The sequence below is a fragment of the Aeromonas simiae genome, assembly GCF_000820125.1.
In the GTDB taxonomy this organism is placed as follows: Bacteria; Pseudomonadota; Gammaproteobacteria; order Enterobacterales; family Aeromonadaceae; genus Aeromonas; species Aeromonas simiae.
Genome location: NZ_CDBY01000079.1, coordinates 26,563 through 41,862, shown reverse-complemented (window position 1 = coordinate 41,862; position 15,300 = coordinate 26,563). Strand labels below are relative to the sequence as shown.

Genomic DNA, 15,300 nt, shown 5'->3' with positions numbered 1-15,300 from the left:
CGGCAGATGATTTAGCTAATAAGCTAACCGAATGCGGAGCGGTAGTTCAGTCGGTTAGAATACCGGCCTGTCACGCCGGGGGTCGCGGGTTCGAGTCCCGTCCGCTCCGCCACTATTTTCGAAGGCCTTCCCAGACGGGAAGGCCTTTTTGCTTTTGCATGGGGCATTTATCGCTGAATCGCCGGACGACGGAAGAGGGTCGCTATAGCCTCTACCTTCGGATACCGCCCCTCAGCCCTGTGTTTCACCCTCTGCCATTCGCGCGGCAGTCACCCCGTCACGCAAGAGCAGCCCAGTCGAGCGACTGGGCTTTTTTCGTTTGGTTCGAGGGGTAGCGGCGCGCTTGAATGTATCAGATGCCTGGATGCGCCATCGCAATCGAAGCTCACCGTGAGGGCGGGCTTTTTTGTGCTGGGCATGTGCGGTCATTTATCTCGCAGCAGGGCTCAGATCTGCTCTGACATCATCTCAGTTGCGGTTCTCTCGACTGGGTGAGCTGACGCCACACGCAGTGCCACCAACAACTAAATGACGAGGAGGGCCAGCCCTCCTCTTCGTTTAACCCTTCTTACTCATTTCATGCCACAGGCACTGATATTCGGGCACCAGTTGAGGTTGTGCCTGATCCATCTGGCAAAGCTTGAGGGGCATAGCAGGAGCTCCGTCGGCATGAACCTGGGGGACCCAGGATACCATCACCATCAGGGCAAGCAGGATTGGTCTCATGGTCATTCTCCTTTGTGATGTGTGTCACGTTTCAGTTAACGCTCAGCAGAAGGAGGCAGCAAGGGCGGTATGCAAATTTTAGAGGTGAAAAAAGCCTCATTCCGACTTGCTACTTTAGGGGGAGTTCTTGGGTAGAGAATGATGCCTGAGGAGTGAATAACCATCTATTTCTATCTTGTGTATCCCCCCTTTCTGTAGTGCTTGAAATATGGCTGGCAGCGTTTTCATTGATCTGAAGCAATAATATTTTTATTCACCATTTCAGTACGGGATGACTATTTATCTCGTATGGCTATCAGCGGATAAGGTATGAATATTCATATTTGGTGAATGATATCTATATTAACATGATGCTTTTAACGCATCATGCTGATATGAAAGAGTTTATTTTTAAATCATATTCGTTGGCTACAGGTGAATGTGAATTTTCCTGCGTGCATGAAAGAAAGATTCCCATGAAAAAATGTATTTTTAATCATTACGGCTGTCGTGAAAAAGCTTATATTTGCTAGCCCCTTCAAAGAATAAAGGGGCGTTTTATTCATTCCAGAGTGAATGTGATCTATCTCTATTTTATGGGTGGGTATTAGTCCTAACCTTCATTTCGAAAGGCGAAGGCAGGATAGAACACAAGCCAAATACCCTACATACGATATATCCCGCCATAGCCACGAGCTTGAATAGAAGGAATCTATTCATTCACTCGCAAGGACCACTGCTAGGACGGAATATCACCATGAGTAAATTCTACGTCGGATCTGAAGTTGGCCAACTGCGCCGTGTCATGCTGCATCGTCCCAACCTCAGCTTGAAACGACTCACTCCTTCCAACTGCCAGGATCTGCTGTTTGATGACGTATTGTCCGTCGAGCGCGCCGGTCAGGAGCACGACAAGTTTGCCCAGGTGTTGCGTGACCAGGGGGTGGAAGTGTTCCTGCTCACCAATCTGCTGACCGAGACCCTGGACGTGCCGGAAGCCAAGGCGTGGCTGCTGGAAAACCAGATCTCCGATTATCGCCTCGGTCCTTCGTTCGCTAATGACGTGCGCTGCTACCTGGCCGATCTGCCGCACCGCGAAATGGCCCGCATCCTCTCCGGTGGCCTGACCTACGGCGAGATGCCCTACAGCGGCGTCAACATGGTTGCCGGTATGCATGCCCCGACCGATTTCATCATCGAGCCGCTGCCCAACCACCTCTTTACCCGTGATACCTCCTGCTGGGTGTACGGCGGTGTCTCCATCAACCCCATGGCCAAGGCCGCCCGCCGGCGCGAGACCAATAATGTGCGCGCTATCTATCGCTGGCATCCCATGTTCGCCGGTCAGGAGTTCATCAAGTACTTCGGTGACGAGCTGAAGGACTACGACAACTCCACCATCGAAGGGGGTGACGTACTGGTCATCGGCCGTGGCGCCGTACTCATCGGCATGTCCGAGCGCACCACACCGCAAGGGGTTGAGCATCTGGCTCGCGGACTGTTCCAAAGCGGCCAGGCCAAGCAGGTCATCGCGATGGAGTTGCCGAAGCATCGCAGTTGCATGCACCTCGACACCGTCATGACCCACATGGATATAGACACCTTCTCGGTCTACCCGGAAGTGATCCGCAAGGACGTCAAGTGCTGGTCCCTCACGCCGGACGGCAACACCGGTATGCGGGTCAAGGAAGAGGGCTACTTCGTCAACGCCATCGAAAAAGCGCTGGGTGTCGATCAGCTCAAGCTCATCACCACGGGCGGTGACAGCTTCGAGGCCGAGCGTGAGCAGTGGAATGACGCCAACAACGTACTGACCGTGCGTCCTGGGGTGGTGGTCGGCTACGAAGGCAATACCTACACCAACGAGAAGTACGACAAGGCCGGTATCAAGGTGCTCTCCATCTCGGGGAACGAACTGGGTCGCGGTCGCGGCGGGGCTCGCTGCATGAGTTGCCCGATGGAGCGCGACGGTATTTGAGACTGAAAAACCGGGTGCCTGCTTGCGGGCACCCAGGTAGGAACCAATAACAAGAGAGTCGAATCATGAAGAAACCGACAGTCGTTGTCGCCCTTGGTGGCAATGCCCTGCTCCGTCGCGGTGAGCCGCTCGAAGCCGACATTCAGCGCCGCAACATCGCCATCGCCGCCAAGACCATTGCCCGTATTGCCGAAGATTACAACGTGGTGCTGGTGCACGGTAATGGCCCGCAGGTCGGTCTGCTGGCATTGCAAAACAGTGCCTACACCAAGGTCTCTCCCTATCCCCTGGATGTGCTGGGTGCCGAGTCCCAGGGCATGATCGGTTACATGCTGATCCAGGAGCTCAAGAACCTGATGCCGAGCCGCAACGTCACCGCCCTGCTGACCCAGGTGCAGGTCGACCCTCAGGACCCGGCCTTCGCCAACCCGACCAAGTTTATCGGCCCCGTCTATGAAGAGGCGGAAGCCCGTGCCCTGGCCGAGGAGAAGCACTGGTCGGTTAAGGCGGATGGCAAGTTCTTCCGCCGCGTGGTCCCCTCACCGCTGCCCCAGCGCATCGTCGAAGGTGACGCCATCGAAACCCTGATTGCCCAGGGCCACCTCATCATCTGCACCGGTGGCGGTGGTATTCCGGTGACCTGGGATGGCGAGCGCCTGAACGGGATTGAGGCAGTCATCGACAAGGACATGTCTGCCGCCTACCTGGCCAAGCAGATCAAGGCTGACGCCCTGCTGATCCTGACCGATGCCGACGCCGTCTACTTAGATTGGGGCAAGCCGACTCAGCGCCCGCTGCGTATCACCACGCCAGCCGCGCTGGCCGAGGTGCCGTTCGATGCCGGCTCCATGGGGCCGAAGATCGACGCCTCCTGCGAATTTGTGAAAGCCACCGGCGGCATGGTCGGGATCGGCTCTCTGGAAGATGGTCTGGCCATCCTCAGGGGAGAAGCCGGCACCAACATCGTCGCCAAGGAAAACGTAACAGCGTAGTCACACCCTACTGCCCATTGGTCTGAACCAGATATAAGAGAGAAAACATCATGGCCTACAACCTGCGTAACCGTAACTTCCTGAAACTGCTCGACTTCACCCCGCGCGAGATCCAATACATGATCGATCTGGCGATCGATCTGAAGAAGGCCAAGTACGGTGGCTACGAGCGTAAGCACCTGGTCGGCAAGAACATCGCGCTGATCTTCGAGAAAACCTCCACCCGCACCCGCTGCGCGTTTGAAGTGGCGGCCTTTGACCAGGGGGCTCAGGTCTCCTACCTCGGCCCGAGCGGCTCCCAGATCGGTCACAAGGAGTCGATGAAGGACACCGCCCGCGTCCTCGGCCGCATGTATGACGGTATCGAGTATCGCGGCTACGGCCAGGAGATCGTTGAAGAGCTGGGGGCCCACGCCGGCGTACCGGTGTGGAACGGCCTGACCAACGAGTTCCACCCGACCCAGATCCTGGCCGACTTCATGACCATGCTGGAGCACGGCAAGGGCAAGCGCCTGGAGCAGATCAAGTTCGCCTACCTGGGGGATGCCCGCAACAACATGGGTAACTCCCTGATGGTCGGCGCCGCCAAGATGGGCATGGATATCCGCCTGGTCGCGCCCAAGGCGTTCTGGCCGGAAGAGGAACTGGTGGCACAGTGCCAACTCATCGCCGAAGAGACCGGCGCCCGTATCACCCTGACCGAGAATGTCAAAGAGGGGGTGCTAGGTGTCGACTTCCTCTACACCGATGTCTGGGTCTCCATGGGCGAAGCGAAAGAGGCCTGGGATCAACGGGTGAAGCTGATGACCCCGTATCAGGTCAACATGGATGTGGTCAACGCCACCAAGAACCCGGATGTGAAGTTCATGCACTGCCTGCCGGCGTTCCACAACGACGAGACCACCATGGGCAAGGAAGTGGCCGACAAATATGGCATGAAGGGGCTGGAAGTCACCGAGGACGTGTTTGAATCCAAACACAGCATCGTATTCGACGAGGCCGAAAACCGGATGCACACCATCAAGGCAGTGATGGTTGCTACGCTGGGCGACTAAGGTCGCCGTAGTGGTGCCGGGGGGCAACCCCCGGTTTTTCCCCATGAGCAGGCGGCATCTTACCTCTAATCCCTACCTATAAAGGCTGCCCCATGGACTACCACACAGAAGGACGCTGAATCATGACTAAATTCAAGTTCCCGTCAGCCTATACCATATTGTTCGTGTTGATCGCCCTGGTGGCCGCCCTGAGCTGGGTGGTGCCGGCCGGTAAATACGAAATGACCATGAACCAGGCCCTCGGTAAAGAAGTCCCGGTGGCCGGCACCTACAAGCAGGTCGACTCCAACCCGCAGGGGCTGGTCGACGTGCTGCTGGCCCCGGTCGATGGCCTCTACAACCACGAAACCTATGAAGCCGGTGCCATCGACGTCGCCCTGTTCATTCTGATCATCGGTGGCTTCCTCGGCATCGTCACCAAGACCGGCGCCATCGATGCCGGCATCGAGCGTGTCACCGACCGCCTGCGTGGCCGCGAGGAGTGGATGATCCCCATCCTGATGTCCTTGTTTGCCGCCGGCGGCACCATCTACGGCATGGCCGAAGAGTCGCTGCCCTTCTACACCCTGCTGGTGCCGGTGATGATGGCCGCTCGCTTCGACCCGGTCGTGGCGGCTGCCACCGTGCTGCTCGGCGCCGGGATCGGAACCCTCGGCTCTACCATCAACCCGTTTGCTACCGTGATTGCCGCCAACGCCGCCGGCATCCCCTTCACCGACGGCATCTGGCTGCGGGTCGTCATGCTGGTCATCGGCTGGGTGATCTGCGTGGGCTATGTGATGCGCTATGCCAAGATGGTGCGTCAGGACCCGAGCCGCTCCCTGGTGGCCGACAAGATGGAAGAGAACAAGGCCCACTTCCTCGGCAACAAGGGCCAGGAGATGCTCGAGTTCACCACCACCCGCAAGATAGTGCTGGCCATCTTCGCCGGTGCCTTCGCGGTGATGATTTACGGGGTGGCGGTACTCGGTTGGTGGATGGCGCAGATCTCCGGCGTGTTCCTGGCGGCGGCCATCATCGTCGGCCTCATCGCCCGCATGAGCGAAGAGCAGCTCACCTCCAACTTCATCGACGGTGCCCGTGACCTGCTCGGGGTGGCCCTCATCATCGGGATTGCCCGCGGCATCGTGGTCATCATGGACAAGGGGATGATCACCCACACCATTTTGCACGGCGCCGAAGGGATGGTGACCGGTCTCTCCACCGTGGTCTTCATCAACGTGATGTACTGGCTGGAAGTGGTGCTCTCGTTCCTGGTGCCCTCTTCCTCTGGTCTGGCGGTGCTGACCATGCCGATCATGGCACCGCTGGCCGACTTCGCCAACGTGGGTCGCGATCTGGTGGTCACCGCTTACCAGTCTGCCTCCGGCATCGTCAACCTAGTGACCCCGACCTCCGCCGTGGTCATGGGGGGGCTGGCCATCGCCCGGGTTCCCTATGTGCGCTGGCTCAAGTGGGTGGCCCCGCTGCTCGGCATCCTGACGGTGCTGATCATGCTTACCTTGAGTATCGGAGCCATGTTCTAAGCCGCGTCTTAGACAGCGACAACCGGAGCCCATGGCTCCGGTTGTTTTGTCTGGGATTGCCGCTACTGTTGCGGCCGGTGCTGAAAGGCTCATCCCCAGACCATGTGACAATGACGGTTTGAGGGGTGTCCGGCGGGGCCGTTTACGGCATGATGGGGCCTTGCTAAGGAGGCGCTATGACGATCACGACTCGCCCTGCCCGGGCGCAGGATGCCGCCGCGCTGGCACCTTATCGCTGGAGTGGCTTGGCGGCGGTGGCTTGCGGTGATGGCCGGTGCCATGGCGGGCGGGTGAGCGCCATCGACATAGCGGGGCGGCGCCCATGATCGACTACCGTGAGCGCCTGCTGCCGGTACTGCGCTCGCTCGAGCAGAACCCGGATCAGTCGCTCGATGAGCTGGCGCGGCGAGCCTGCCTCTCGCTTTACCATTTTCACCGCGTCTTTACCGCCGTGGCGGGTGAGGCGCCGGGGGAGATGTGCCGGCGGTTACGCATGCAGCGGGCGGCTTGGCAGCTCTGCTATAGCGATGCCAGCGTCACGACGATCGCGCTCACAGCCGGTTTTGCCAGTTCCCAAGCGTTTGCCAAGGCATTTCGCCGCCACTATGGCGGTACGCCGGGGGCGTTTCGTCGTGACAAGCGCAAGATTGGACACCAAGAGAGCAAGGAGGGACACGTCTGGGAGGGGCTGCTCCCTTATGCTGAAGGCCACTCATCAGCAAGGAGCAATGCCATGAAAACCGTTGAGATGGAGGCGCGCACCCTGGCCTATATCCGGGTGACCGGCCCGTATGGTGTTGGGTATGACGCCGTTTGTGGCCGGCTGCACCAGTGGGCCTCGGCGCGTGGTCTGACGGGCGGGGAGTGGATCTTTATCTACCATGACAGCCCTGAGGTGACACCGCCGGAGCAGTGCCGCACCGATATCTGCATCAGTGTCCCTGCCGACACTCAGGGGGAAGGAGAGGTGGAACTCCAGCGCATTCCCGGCGGGCGCTATGCCCAGTCGCGTTACCTCATCACCGATCGCACTCAGTACGGGCCGCGCTGGCAGGAGCATATCGGCGAGATCGTCGCGGCCGGGCTGGAGTTGGGTGATGGCCCCTGCTTTGAGCTCTACCACAGCGTGAGTCAGGATCCGCTGCGCGACGACGTGAGTTTCTGCTCCAGCGTGCGCTAGGCCTGCCCAAAAAGAGCGAGGCGCCACAGGGCGCCTCGTCTTATTTGGCGTTGGCGACCCGATCGCGGCGCGATTTCCACCACCAGCGCAGGTGTACTTGAGAGATGAGCATGCCGGCCAGCATCAGGCTACAGCCGGCCATGGCTCGGCTATCCAGGTGTTCACCGAGCAGCAGCACCCCGCCGATGGCGGCGAACACCGTTTCGAGGCTGAGGATGATGGCGGCATGGGCGGGGTGTGCCTCGCGCTGACCAAGCACCTGCAAGGTATACCCCACCCCGACCGAGACCAGACCGGCATAAAGCAGTGCCTGCCAGCCGGCCACGGCGCCCGCCATACTCGGCACCTCGATGGTGAAGGCCACGGCCAGGCTGAGCAGGCCGCACACCACAAATTGCACGGCGGCCAGCCGGATCGGCGCCACCCGGCTCGAGTAGTGATCCAGCAGCAATAGGTGGATGGCCCAGAACAGGGCCCCCACGACTTGCAGCAGGTCGCCGAGGTTCATGGTGAAATCCTCGGTGACGCTCAGCAGGTAGAGGCCGGCCAGGGCGACGGCACCGCCAATCCAGGTGTTGAGCCCGGTCTTATGGCGCAGAGCCAGCCCGAGCAGCGGCACTATGATGATGTAGAAACCGGTGATGAAGCCGGCCTTGGCCGCCGTGGTATAGAGCAGCCCCACCTGTTGCAAGGAGGCGGCGGCAAACAACACGCCGCCGGCGATGAGGCCCCCTTTGAGCAGTTCGCGTGAGGTGCCGGTCTGCTGACGGGTTCGCAGCCAGAGGATGAGGGGCAGCAGGGAGAGGGCCCCAAGCAGGAAGCGCAGGCCGTTGAAGGTGTAAGGGCCCATGTGATCCATGCCGAGGCGCTGGGCGACAAAGCCCATGCCCCAGATGGCCGCAGCCAGCAGCAGCATCAGATTCGATTGCATCGTTTCGTCCATGAAGAGAGGGCGCCCGCTGGCGCCTTGAGGCAGCTTACCCGATCTGAACAGGGGGAAGGAAGGCGTGATGTGGTGGCCCGGGCAGGCTGCTGATATGCTCAGGCTCAGTCGTATCGACAGGGACAAGGGGTTGCCGTGCAGCGCGAGCAGTTGGATCATTCGCAGGAACAACCGGGCTCCTGGTCACTGGTCAGCCGCATGCGCTGGGCCGTGCTGTTGCTCTTTCTGCCGGTATTGCTGCTGGGCGGCCTCTACTACCTGCATCTTGGCAGCGTGCTCGAGCAGCGGATCAAGCAAGATTTGCAGGAGGAGAACCGCAAGCTGCGCTCCGTCTATGTCGAACCCTATCTGAGCGAGCTGGAGCGTCAATTCGATCTCATCTTCGATGACCTCGATATCCGCCACTTTCAGGGCATCTCCTCCCCGCGTCTCACCCACTACGTTCACGATTGGCAGCACTTCCTGCAACTGCGCGGGGATCTGCGGGCCGTCTACCTTGGCACCGAGTCACGCCGTCTCTTCGTCACCCCCGCCTGGCAACCCGATGCGCGTTTCGATCCGCGCCAGCGCCCCTGGTACAAACTGGCCATCGCCACGCCGCAGCAGGTGGTGTGGAGCGAGCCCTATTACGACTATGCCAACGGCGAGCTGATGATGACGGTGTCCCGGGCGGTGCATGATGAAGAACGGCGGCTGCAAGGGGTGTTTGCCGCCGATCTGGTGCTGAACCATCTCTCCGGTGTGATGCAAGGGGGGGAGCCCGCCGGCAGCTACCAGCTCATCGTCGATGCGAAGGGGGCGCTGATCGCGACGCCGGATACCTCCCGCCTGCTGCATAACATGGATCATCCGGCCTGGTTGCCACGGCTAAGCGGTGAGTCGGGGGCCTTCCTCGATGAGGCGTCACACCTCTATGTCGCCTATCACCGCCTCTCTCACGCCAACTGGGTGCTGATCAGCGTCATGCCCGAATCGCGCATCCGGGCCGCCATGGCCCAAGCCCAGCAGAACCTGTTGCTGATGATCGGCCTCGCTTGCCTGCTCTATCTGGTGGTGGCCCTGCTCTGGTCACGGGATCTGCGGCGCATGGCCGACGAGTTGCGTCGTCTGGTGCAGGCCGCGCGCACCCCGAGTGGCGCAGTACCGGGTGAGCGGCTGCGCGAATTCAGCCATGTCTATGCCGAGTTGGCCGCCGTGGGCGCCGACTATCGAACGGCCCGCTTGCAGGCGGATCTGGATGCCCTGACCGGCCTCTATAACCGGCGCTATTTCGATCGGCAACTGGCCAGTCTGCTTGAGCGATCCATCCCCTTCTATCTCGGCATGGTCGATCTCGATGACTTCAAGTGCATCAATGACACCTTCGGCCACAACACGGGCGACATAGTGCTGCGCCGGGTGGCCCAGACCGGGCAGGCCCTGTTTGGCCAGCATGGCTGGTTCTGCCGCTATGGCGGCGAAGAGCTGGTGGTGATCCTGCTGGTGCAGGACTCGGTGCTGGCCCACGAGCTGCTCGACGATCTGCGCCTCGAAGTGGAGCTGCTGCACTGGCGTGAGCCAGGGCTGATGGTGACCCTGAGCGGTGGCTTGGTGCGAGTGCAGGGGGGGAGTGTCGAGAGTTGCCTCCAGCGGGTAGACGAGCTGGTTTATGCCTCCAAGCACGGCGGCAAGAACCGCATCACCAGCGAGCCGCCGCAGGCGGAGCGGGTGCAGGGGGCCCCCGCATGACGAGGCTGCGGGTGGCCAGTTTCAATGTGGCGTTCGATCGCCCCGCGCTTGGTGCGCTGGCCCGCGAGCTGGCGGGGCAGGCGGCGCCACAGGTGGCCAGAGTGGCCGAGATCATCCGGCGGGTGCGCCCCGATATCCTGTTGCTGTGTGAGTTCGACCATGACGGCGAGGGGCGCGACTATGGCGCGGTCGATGCTTTCCGGCAGCGCTTCCTGGCCGCCACCGAGGGGGGCGGAGCCCCCATCGACTACCCGCACGCCCTGCTCATCCCCACCAATACCGGGGAGCGGCTGCCCTGCGATCTCGACGGGGATGGCCGTATCACGGCGCCGCAGGATTGCCACGGCTTCGGCCAATTCCACGGCCAGTACGGCATGTTGTTGCTGTCGCGCTTCCCAATCGAGGTGGCGGCACTGCGCAGCTTCCGGCATTTGCGCTGGTGCGAGGTGCCCGGCGCCGCATTGCCGCCCTCCCTGCCCGAACCGGCGCGCAGCCTGCTGCGGCTCTCCTCCAAAAATCACATCGATGTGCCGGTGTGCATCGACGGGCGCCGGCTGCATCTGCTAGCCATGCACCCGACCCCCCCAGTGTTCCAGCCGCACAATCTGGCGCGCAACAGCGATGAGCTGCGCTTGTTTCACGACTACCTGGACGATGCCGGCTATCTGGTGGATGACGCCGGGCAAGCGGGGGGGCTGGCCGAGGGAGAGGCCTTCGTACTGCTGGGGGATTTCAACGCCGATCCCTGTGATGGGGATGGGGATCATGAGCGGATCCGTCGCCTGCTGGCGCACCCGCGCCTGCACCCCGCCAGCCGGGAAGGGGTGGCATTGCCACGCTCGGCAGGGGGGCTGGCATGGGGTGGGCGGCGCCCCGGCCACCAGGGCGATCCTGCCTGCTGGACTCACAGGCAGGGGCTGCGGCTCGACTATGTGCTGCCTTCGCGCGAGCTGACCCCGCTGGGCGCCGGTGTCTGCTGGGAGGCGGCGCACACTCCGCTCGGGCCCCTGTTTGCCACCACGCGGGGGAGCGATGCCTCCTCCGATCACCGGCTGGTGTGGGTCGACATCGCGCTGTGAGCGGCTTGGCCGACGCGAGCGAAATCCCTATACTGTGTTTATATACAGCCACTTCGGTATCTTCATCCATGCGACTCTTCATCGCCGAGAAACCCAGCCTGGGGCGTGCCATCGCCGACGTGCTGCCCAAGCCCCACAAGAAGGGGGAGGGCTACATCGAAACCGCCCAGGGAGACGTGGTGAGCTGGTGCATCGGCCACTTGCTCGAGCAGGCCGAGCCAGATGCCTACGACGCCGCCTTCAAGCAGTGGCGCATGGAGCACCTGCCGATCGTGCCCGAACGCTGGCAGCTCAATCCCAAGGTCAAGACCAAGGGGCAGTTGGCGGTGCTGCGTCGGCTCATCAAGCAGGCCGATGAAGTGGTCAATGCCGGTGACCCGGATCGGGAGGGGCAGCTGCTGGTGGACGAGGTGATCGACTACCTCGGCTACCCCAAGGGCAAGCCGGTGCGCCGCTGCCTCATCAGCGACATGAACCCGCCGGCGGTACGCCGGGCGGTGGAGCAGCTGCGCGACAACCGCGACTTCGTGCCGCTGGCGGTGTCGGCCCTGGCACGCACCCGTGCTGACTGGCTCTACGGCATCAACATGACCCGCGCCTACACCCTGGTCGGGCGCAAGGCCGGCTGCGATCAGCTGCTCTCGGTCGGCAGAGTGCAGACCCCGCTGCTCGGGCTGGTGGTGCGCCGGGATCAGGAGATTGCCGCCTTCGTGCCCAAGCCCTTCTTCGAGGTGCTGGCCCACCTGCGCAGCGCGGCGGGCGAGCCGTTCACGGCCAAGTGGCTCCCCTCCGAGGCGTGTCAGCCGTGGCAGGACGAGGAGGGGCGGGTGCTCAGCCGCAAGCTGGCCGAGAACGTGGTGACCCGCATTCAGGGCCAGAGTGGTCAGGTTGAGGCCGTCGACGAGAAGGCCAAGCAGCAGGCGCCGCCGCTTCCCTACAACCTCTCCAGCCTACAAATCGACGCCGCCAAGCGCTTTGGCATGGACGCCAAGCGGGTGCTCGACGTCTGTCAGGCCCTCTACGAGCGCCACAAGCTCATCACCTATCCGCGCTCCGACAGCCGACACCTGCCGGTGGAGCACTATGGCCGCGCCGAGCGAGTGCGCCAGGCGATCGCCAGCACGGCGCCCCAGTTGGCGGCGGCGGTGGAGCAGGCCGATGGCCGGCTGCGCAGCAAGGCGTGGAACGACAGCAAGGTGGACGCCCACCACGCCATCATCCCGACCGAGAAGGGGGGCAACCCTGGCAGCCTCTCCGGTGACGAGGCCAAGCTTTATGCCCTGGTGGCCCGCCAGTACCTGATGCAGTTCTACCCGCCGTTCGAGTACAACGACAGCAAGGTGCTGGTGCGTATTCAGGGCGGTCTGTTCGAGGCCAAGGCGCGGCGCATCCTCAAGGCGGGCTGGAAGAGCCTGCTCGGGGTGGAAGAGGACGATGACGAGGAGACGGCAGGCACCCTGCCGGCCTTGCGCGAGGGGGAGGCGGTGCAGTGCGAGCGCGGCGAACTGCTCGAAAAGATGACCCAGCCGCCCAAATCCTTCACCGACGCCACCCTGCTTGCCGCCATGACCGGTATCGGCCGCTACGTGCAGGATCCGGAGATCCGCAAGACCTTGCGCGACACCGATGGCCTCGGCACCGAGGCGACCCGGGCCGGCATCATAGAGCTGCTGTTCAAGCGCCGTTTTCTGGCCCGCCAGGGCAAGAGCATCAAGGCGACCCCGACCGGCCACGCCCTCATCAACGCCCTGCCCGAGAGTGCCAGCCGACCCGACATGACCGCCCTGTGGGAGCAGGCGCTCGGGCGCATCGGCGAGCGCCAGGAGAGCTACCAGCACTTCATGGGGCCGCTCGAGGTGCAGCTGCGCCAACTCATCGACGACGCCCGCCACAGCGATGGCGCCGGCTTTCGAGCCTTGCCCAAGAACGAAGCGCCCAAGCGCCGTTTCACCCGGCGCAAGGGGAAGGCGGGCGCGGGGGGGAAACGACCAACCGCCGCCACGTCGGCATAAGCGAAGCAGGGGGGCCTTGGCCTCCCTGCTTGCATCTGGCCTCAGCCGGTATAGACGTTCTCTTCCGGGTAGCGGATGCGGGTCTCGACCGGCCGGGCCAGCATGAAGGCGAGGGTGAGCGGGCCGAGACGGCCGCAGATCATCACCAGCACCAGGATCAGCTTGCCCGGCTCGCTCAGGGCGGTAGTGATGCCGGTCGACAGTCCCACGGTGGCGAAGGCCGAGACCACCTCGAACATGATTTTGTCGAACGGCAGCGACTCGGTCATCATCAGCAGGAACATGGCCAGAAACAGCACCATGGCGCTGACGATGATGATGGCCAGCGAGCGGGTCACCACCTGGGACGAGACACTGCGGCCGAAGGCGGTGACGTGGGGTTGCTTGGTGAGGAAGGCGCGGGTCGCCAGCACCACCACGGCGAAGGTGGTCACCTTGATCCCCCCACCGGTGGAGGAGGTGCCGGCGCCGATGAACATCAGCGCCATCAGGAACAGTAGGGCGGCCGGGGTGAAGTGGCCGATGTCGACCGTGTTGAAGCCGGCGGTGCGGGCGCTGGCCGAGTGGAAGAAGGCGGCCAGCATCTGGTGGCCGAAGGTGGCGCCCCCCAGGGTGCCCCGGTTGCCGTGCTCGAGCAGCCAGAAGATCAGGGTGCCGACCAGCAGTAGCACCGGCGTGCCGACCAGCATCAACTTGGTGTGCAGCTTGAAGCGGCGCCAGTGGCGCCGGCGCACCACGTCGACGATCACCGTAAACCCTATGCCTCCGAGGATCAGCAGCCCGGCTATGGTCAGGCTGATCAAGGCGTCGTCGCGATAGTCCATCAGGTTGTTGGCAAACAGGGAGAAGCCGGCGTTGTTGAAGGCCGACGCCGCATGGAAGAAGCTGACATAGAGGCCATGCCCCCAGCCCATCTCAGGCACCCAGCGAATGCCCATCAGGGCGGTGCCGATGAGCTGGGCGATCAGGGCAAACAGTATGATGCGCTTGACCAGCCGCACTATGTCGATGCTCCCCTCCTGGCCCAGCGCCTCCTTGGCCAGCACCTGCTGGCGCAGGCTGACCCGCTTGCTCAGCAGCGCCAGCAGCAGCACCGTCATGGTCATCTGGCCGAGCCCGCCAATCTCCATCAGCAGGATCAGGATGATCTGCCCTTGCAGGGTGAAGACGGTGCCGGTGTCGACCACGCCGAGCCCGGTCACGCTGATGGCCGAGGTGGCGGTGAACAGGGCGTCGATGAAGGTGAGCGAGCCGTTGTGGCTGGAGGGCTGCATCAGGAACAGGGTGCCGACCAGCAGGATCGAGAGGAAGCTGTTGAGGATCAGCTTGGCCTCGCTCCAGCGTGACTCGTCCTGTTGCAGGCGGAAGGCGAAACTGCTGCGCCAGCGGGTCATAGGGTATCCAGCCAGTGATCGATGGCGTGCTTGTTGCCAGCCAGGATCAGGATGTCGCCGAGCTGCATCTCCATCTTGCCGGTCAGCACGTTATGCAAGGTCTCGCCGCGCTTGATGGCGAGCAGCTGGAACTCGCTTTGTTGCAGCAGGTGCAGATCCCCCAGGGTGCGGCCATTTTGCTGCAAGCCGATGACGAACTCGGTTAGCACCATGTTGTGGCCCAGCTCGAGGTAGTCGAACAGCCGGTTGTCGAGCATGCTCTGGGCTACCCGGCGCCCCATGTCCCACTCCGGGTTGATCACCTTGTCGGCACCCACTTTTTGCAGGATCTTGGCGTGGAACTTGTCGCGTGCCTTGACCCACACCTTCTTCACGCCGGCCTCCTTGAGGATCAGGGTGATGAGGATGCTGGTCTCCAGGCTGTCGCCGATGGCGACGAAGACGATGTCATAGTCGGTCAGGCCGAGTTCGGCCACGGTGGCCTCGTCACTGGCGTCGGCGACGATGGTGTGGCTGCAGAAGGTCGCGACCTGGCGGGTCTTGGTCTCGTCGATATCGATGGCCAGCACCTGGGCATCCTGACGATCCAGCTCCTCACACAGGGCGCTGCCAAACAGACCCAGACCGATCACGGCAAATTGGCTGTTCATGGGGGATTCCTGCTCAATGGGAAGGAGATACTCTAATCCAGCCGACCACGGGGGAGAA

Annotated in this window: 13 protein-coding genes and 1 tRNA gene; 10 read left to right on the top strand and 4 right to left on the bottom strand. The window is 62.3% G+C overall.

Features of this window, described 5'->3' with window-relative positions:
- Positions 1-35: 35 nt before the first annotated feature.
- Positions 36-112 (top strand) — tRNA-Asp (locus BN1134_RS16450).
- 446 nt (positions 113-558) lie between these two features.
- Here the strand turns inward: BN1134_RS16450 and BN1134_RS19790 are convergent.
- Positions 559-726: a hypothetical protein gene (locus tag BN1134_RS19790; RefSeq protein WP_156991839.1), complete on the bottom strand. Its 168-nt coding sequence runs from the start codon at positions 724-726 to the stop codon at positions 559-561.
- Between the two features lie 736 nt (positions 727-1,462).
- On the opposite strand from BN1134_RS19790, the gene arcA reads away from it, so the two are divergent.
- The 6 genes from arcA (at position 1,463) to BN1134_RS16425 (ending at position 7,436) form a co-directional block, all read left to right on the top strand.
- Entirely contained in the window at positions 1,463-2,683 is a 1,221-nt protein-coding gene (gene arcA, locus BN1134_RS16445) for an arginine deiminase (RefSeq protein ID WP_042048541.1), read from the top strand.
- A 65-nt stretch (positions 2,684-2,748) separates the two neighbouring features.
- Complete coding sequence (arcC, locus tag BN1134_RS16440) at positions 2,749-3,675, top strand: carbamate kinase (RefSeq protein ID WP_042048540.1); 927 nt, start codon at positions 2,749-2,751, stop codon at positions 3,673-3,675.
- Positions 3,676-3,725: 50 nt separating this feature from the next.
- Complete coding sequence (gene argF, locus BN1134_RS16435; RefSeq protein WP_042048539.1) at positions 3,726-4,730, top strand: ornithine carbamoyltransferase; 1,005 nt, start codon at positions 3,726-3,728, stop codon at positions 4,728-4,730.
- Between the two features lie 122 nt (positions 4,731-4,852).
- On the top strand, positions 4,853-6,256 hold the full coding sequence (locus BN1134_RS16430) for a YfcC family protein (RefSeq protein ID WP_042048537.1): 1,404 nt from the start codon (positions 4,853-4,855) through the stop codon (positions 6,254-6,256).
- A gap of 176 nt (positions 6,257-6,432) precedes the next feature.
- Positions 6,433-6,582 carry a hypothetical protein gene (locus tag BN1134_RS19785; RefSeq protein WP_156991838.1) on the top strand — a complete coding sequence of 50 codons (150 nt, stop codon included), beginning with the start codon at positions 6,433-6,435 and terminating at the stop codon, positions 6,580-6,582.
- Positions 6,579-7,436, top strand: a complete 858-nt coding sequence (locus tag BN1134_RS16425; protein WP_042048536.1) for an AraC family transcriptional regulator — start codon at positions 6,579-6,581, stop codon at positions 7,434-7,436. Before BN1134_RS19785 ends, BN1134_RS16425 begins: the two co-directional genes overlap by 4 nt.
- Positions 7,437-7,476: 40 nt before the next feature.
- On the opposite strand, the gene BN1134_RS16420 is transcribed toward BN1134_RS16425, so the two are convergent.
- Entirely contained in the window at positions 7,477-8,367 is an 891-nt protein-coding gene (locus BN1134_RS16420) for a DMT family transporter (protein ID WP_042048535.1), read from the bottom strand.
- 147 nt (positions 8,368-8,514) lie between these two features.
- Here BN1134_RS16420 and BN1134_RS16415 point away from each other — a divergent pair, with 147 nt between their 5' ends.
- The 3 genes from BN1134_RS16415 to BN1134_RS16405 all read left to right on the top strand — a co-directional run bounded on the left by BN1134_RS16415 (position 8,515) and on the right by BN1134_RS16405 (position 13,198).
- Complete coding sequence (locus BN1134_RS16415; RefSeq protein WP_052449522.1) at positions 8,515-10,107, top strand: GGDEF domain-containing protein; 1,593 nt, start codon at positions 8,515-8,517, stop codon at positions 10,105-10,107.
- On the top strand, positions 10,104-11,186 hold the full coding sequence (locus BN1134_RS16410) for an endonuclease/exonuclease/phosphatase family protein (RefSeq protein ID WP_042048534.1): 1,083 nt from the start codon (positions 10,104-10,106) through the stop codon (positions 11,184-11,186). Before BN1134_RS16415 ends, BN1134_RS16410 begins: the two co-directional genes overlap by 4 nt.
- Before the next feature lie 68 nt (positions 11,187-11,254).
- A complete protein-coding gene (locus tag BN1134_RS16405) occupies positions 11,255-13,198 on the top strand; it encodes a DNA topoisomerase III (RefSeq protein WP_042048532.1) in 1,944 nt (647 codons plus the stop codon).
- Positions 13,199-13,239: 41 nt separating this feature from the next.
- On the opposite strand, the gene BN1134_RS16400 is transcribed toward BN1134_RS16405, so the two are convergent.
- Complete coding sequence (locus BN1134_RS16400; protein ID WP_042048530.1) at positions 13,240-14,592, bottom strand: TrkH family potassium uptake protein; 1,353 nt, start codon at positions 14,590-14,592, stop codon at positions 13,240-13,242.
- Entirely contained in the window at positions 14,589-15,242 is a 654-nt protein-coding gene (locus BN1134_RS16395; RefSeq protein WP_042048529.1) for a potassium channel family protein, read from the bottom strand. The genes BN1134_RS16400 and BN1134_RS16395 overlap by 4 nt, the downstream gene beginning before the upstream one ends.
- Between the last annotated feature and the right edge of the window lie 58 nt (positions 15,243-15,300).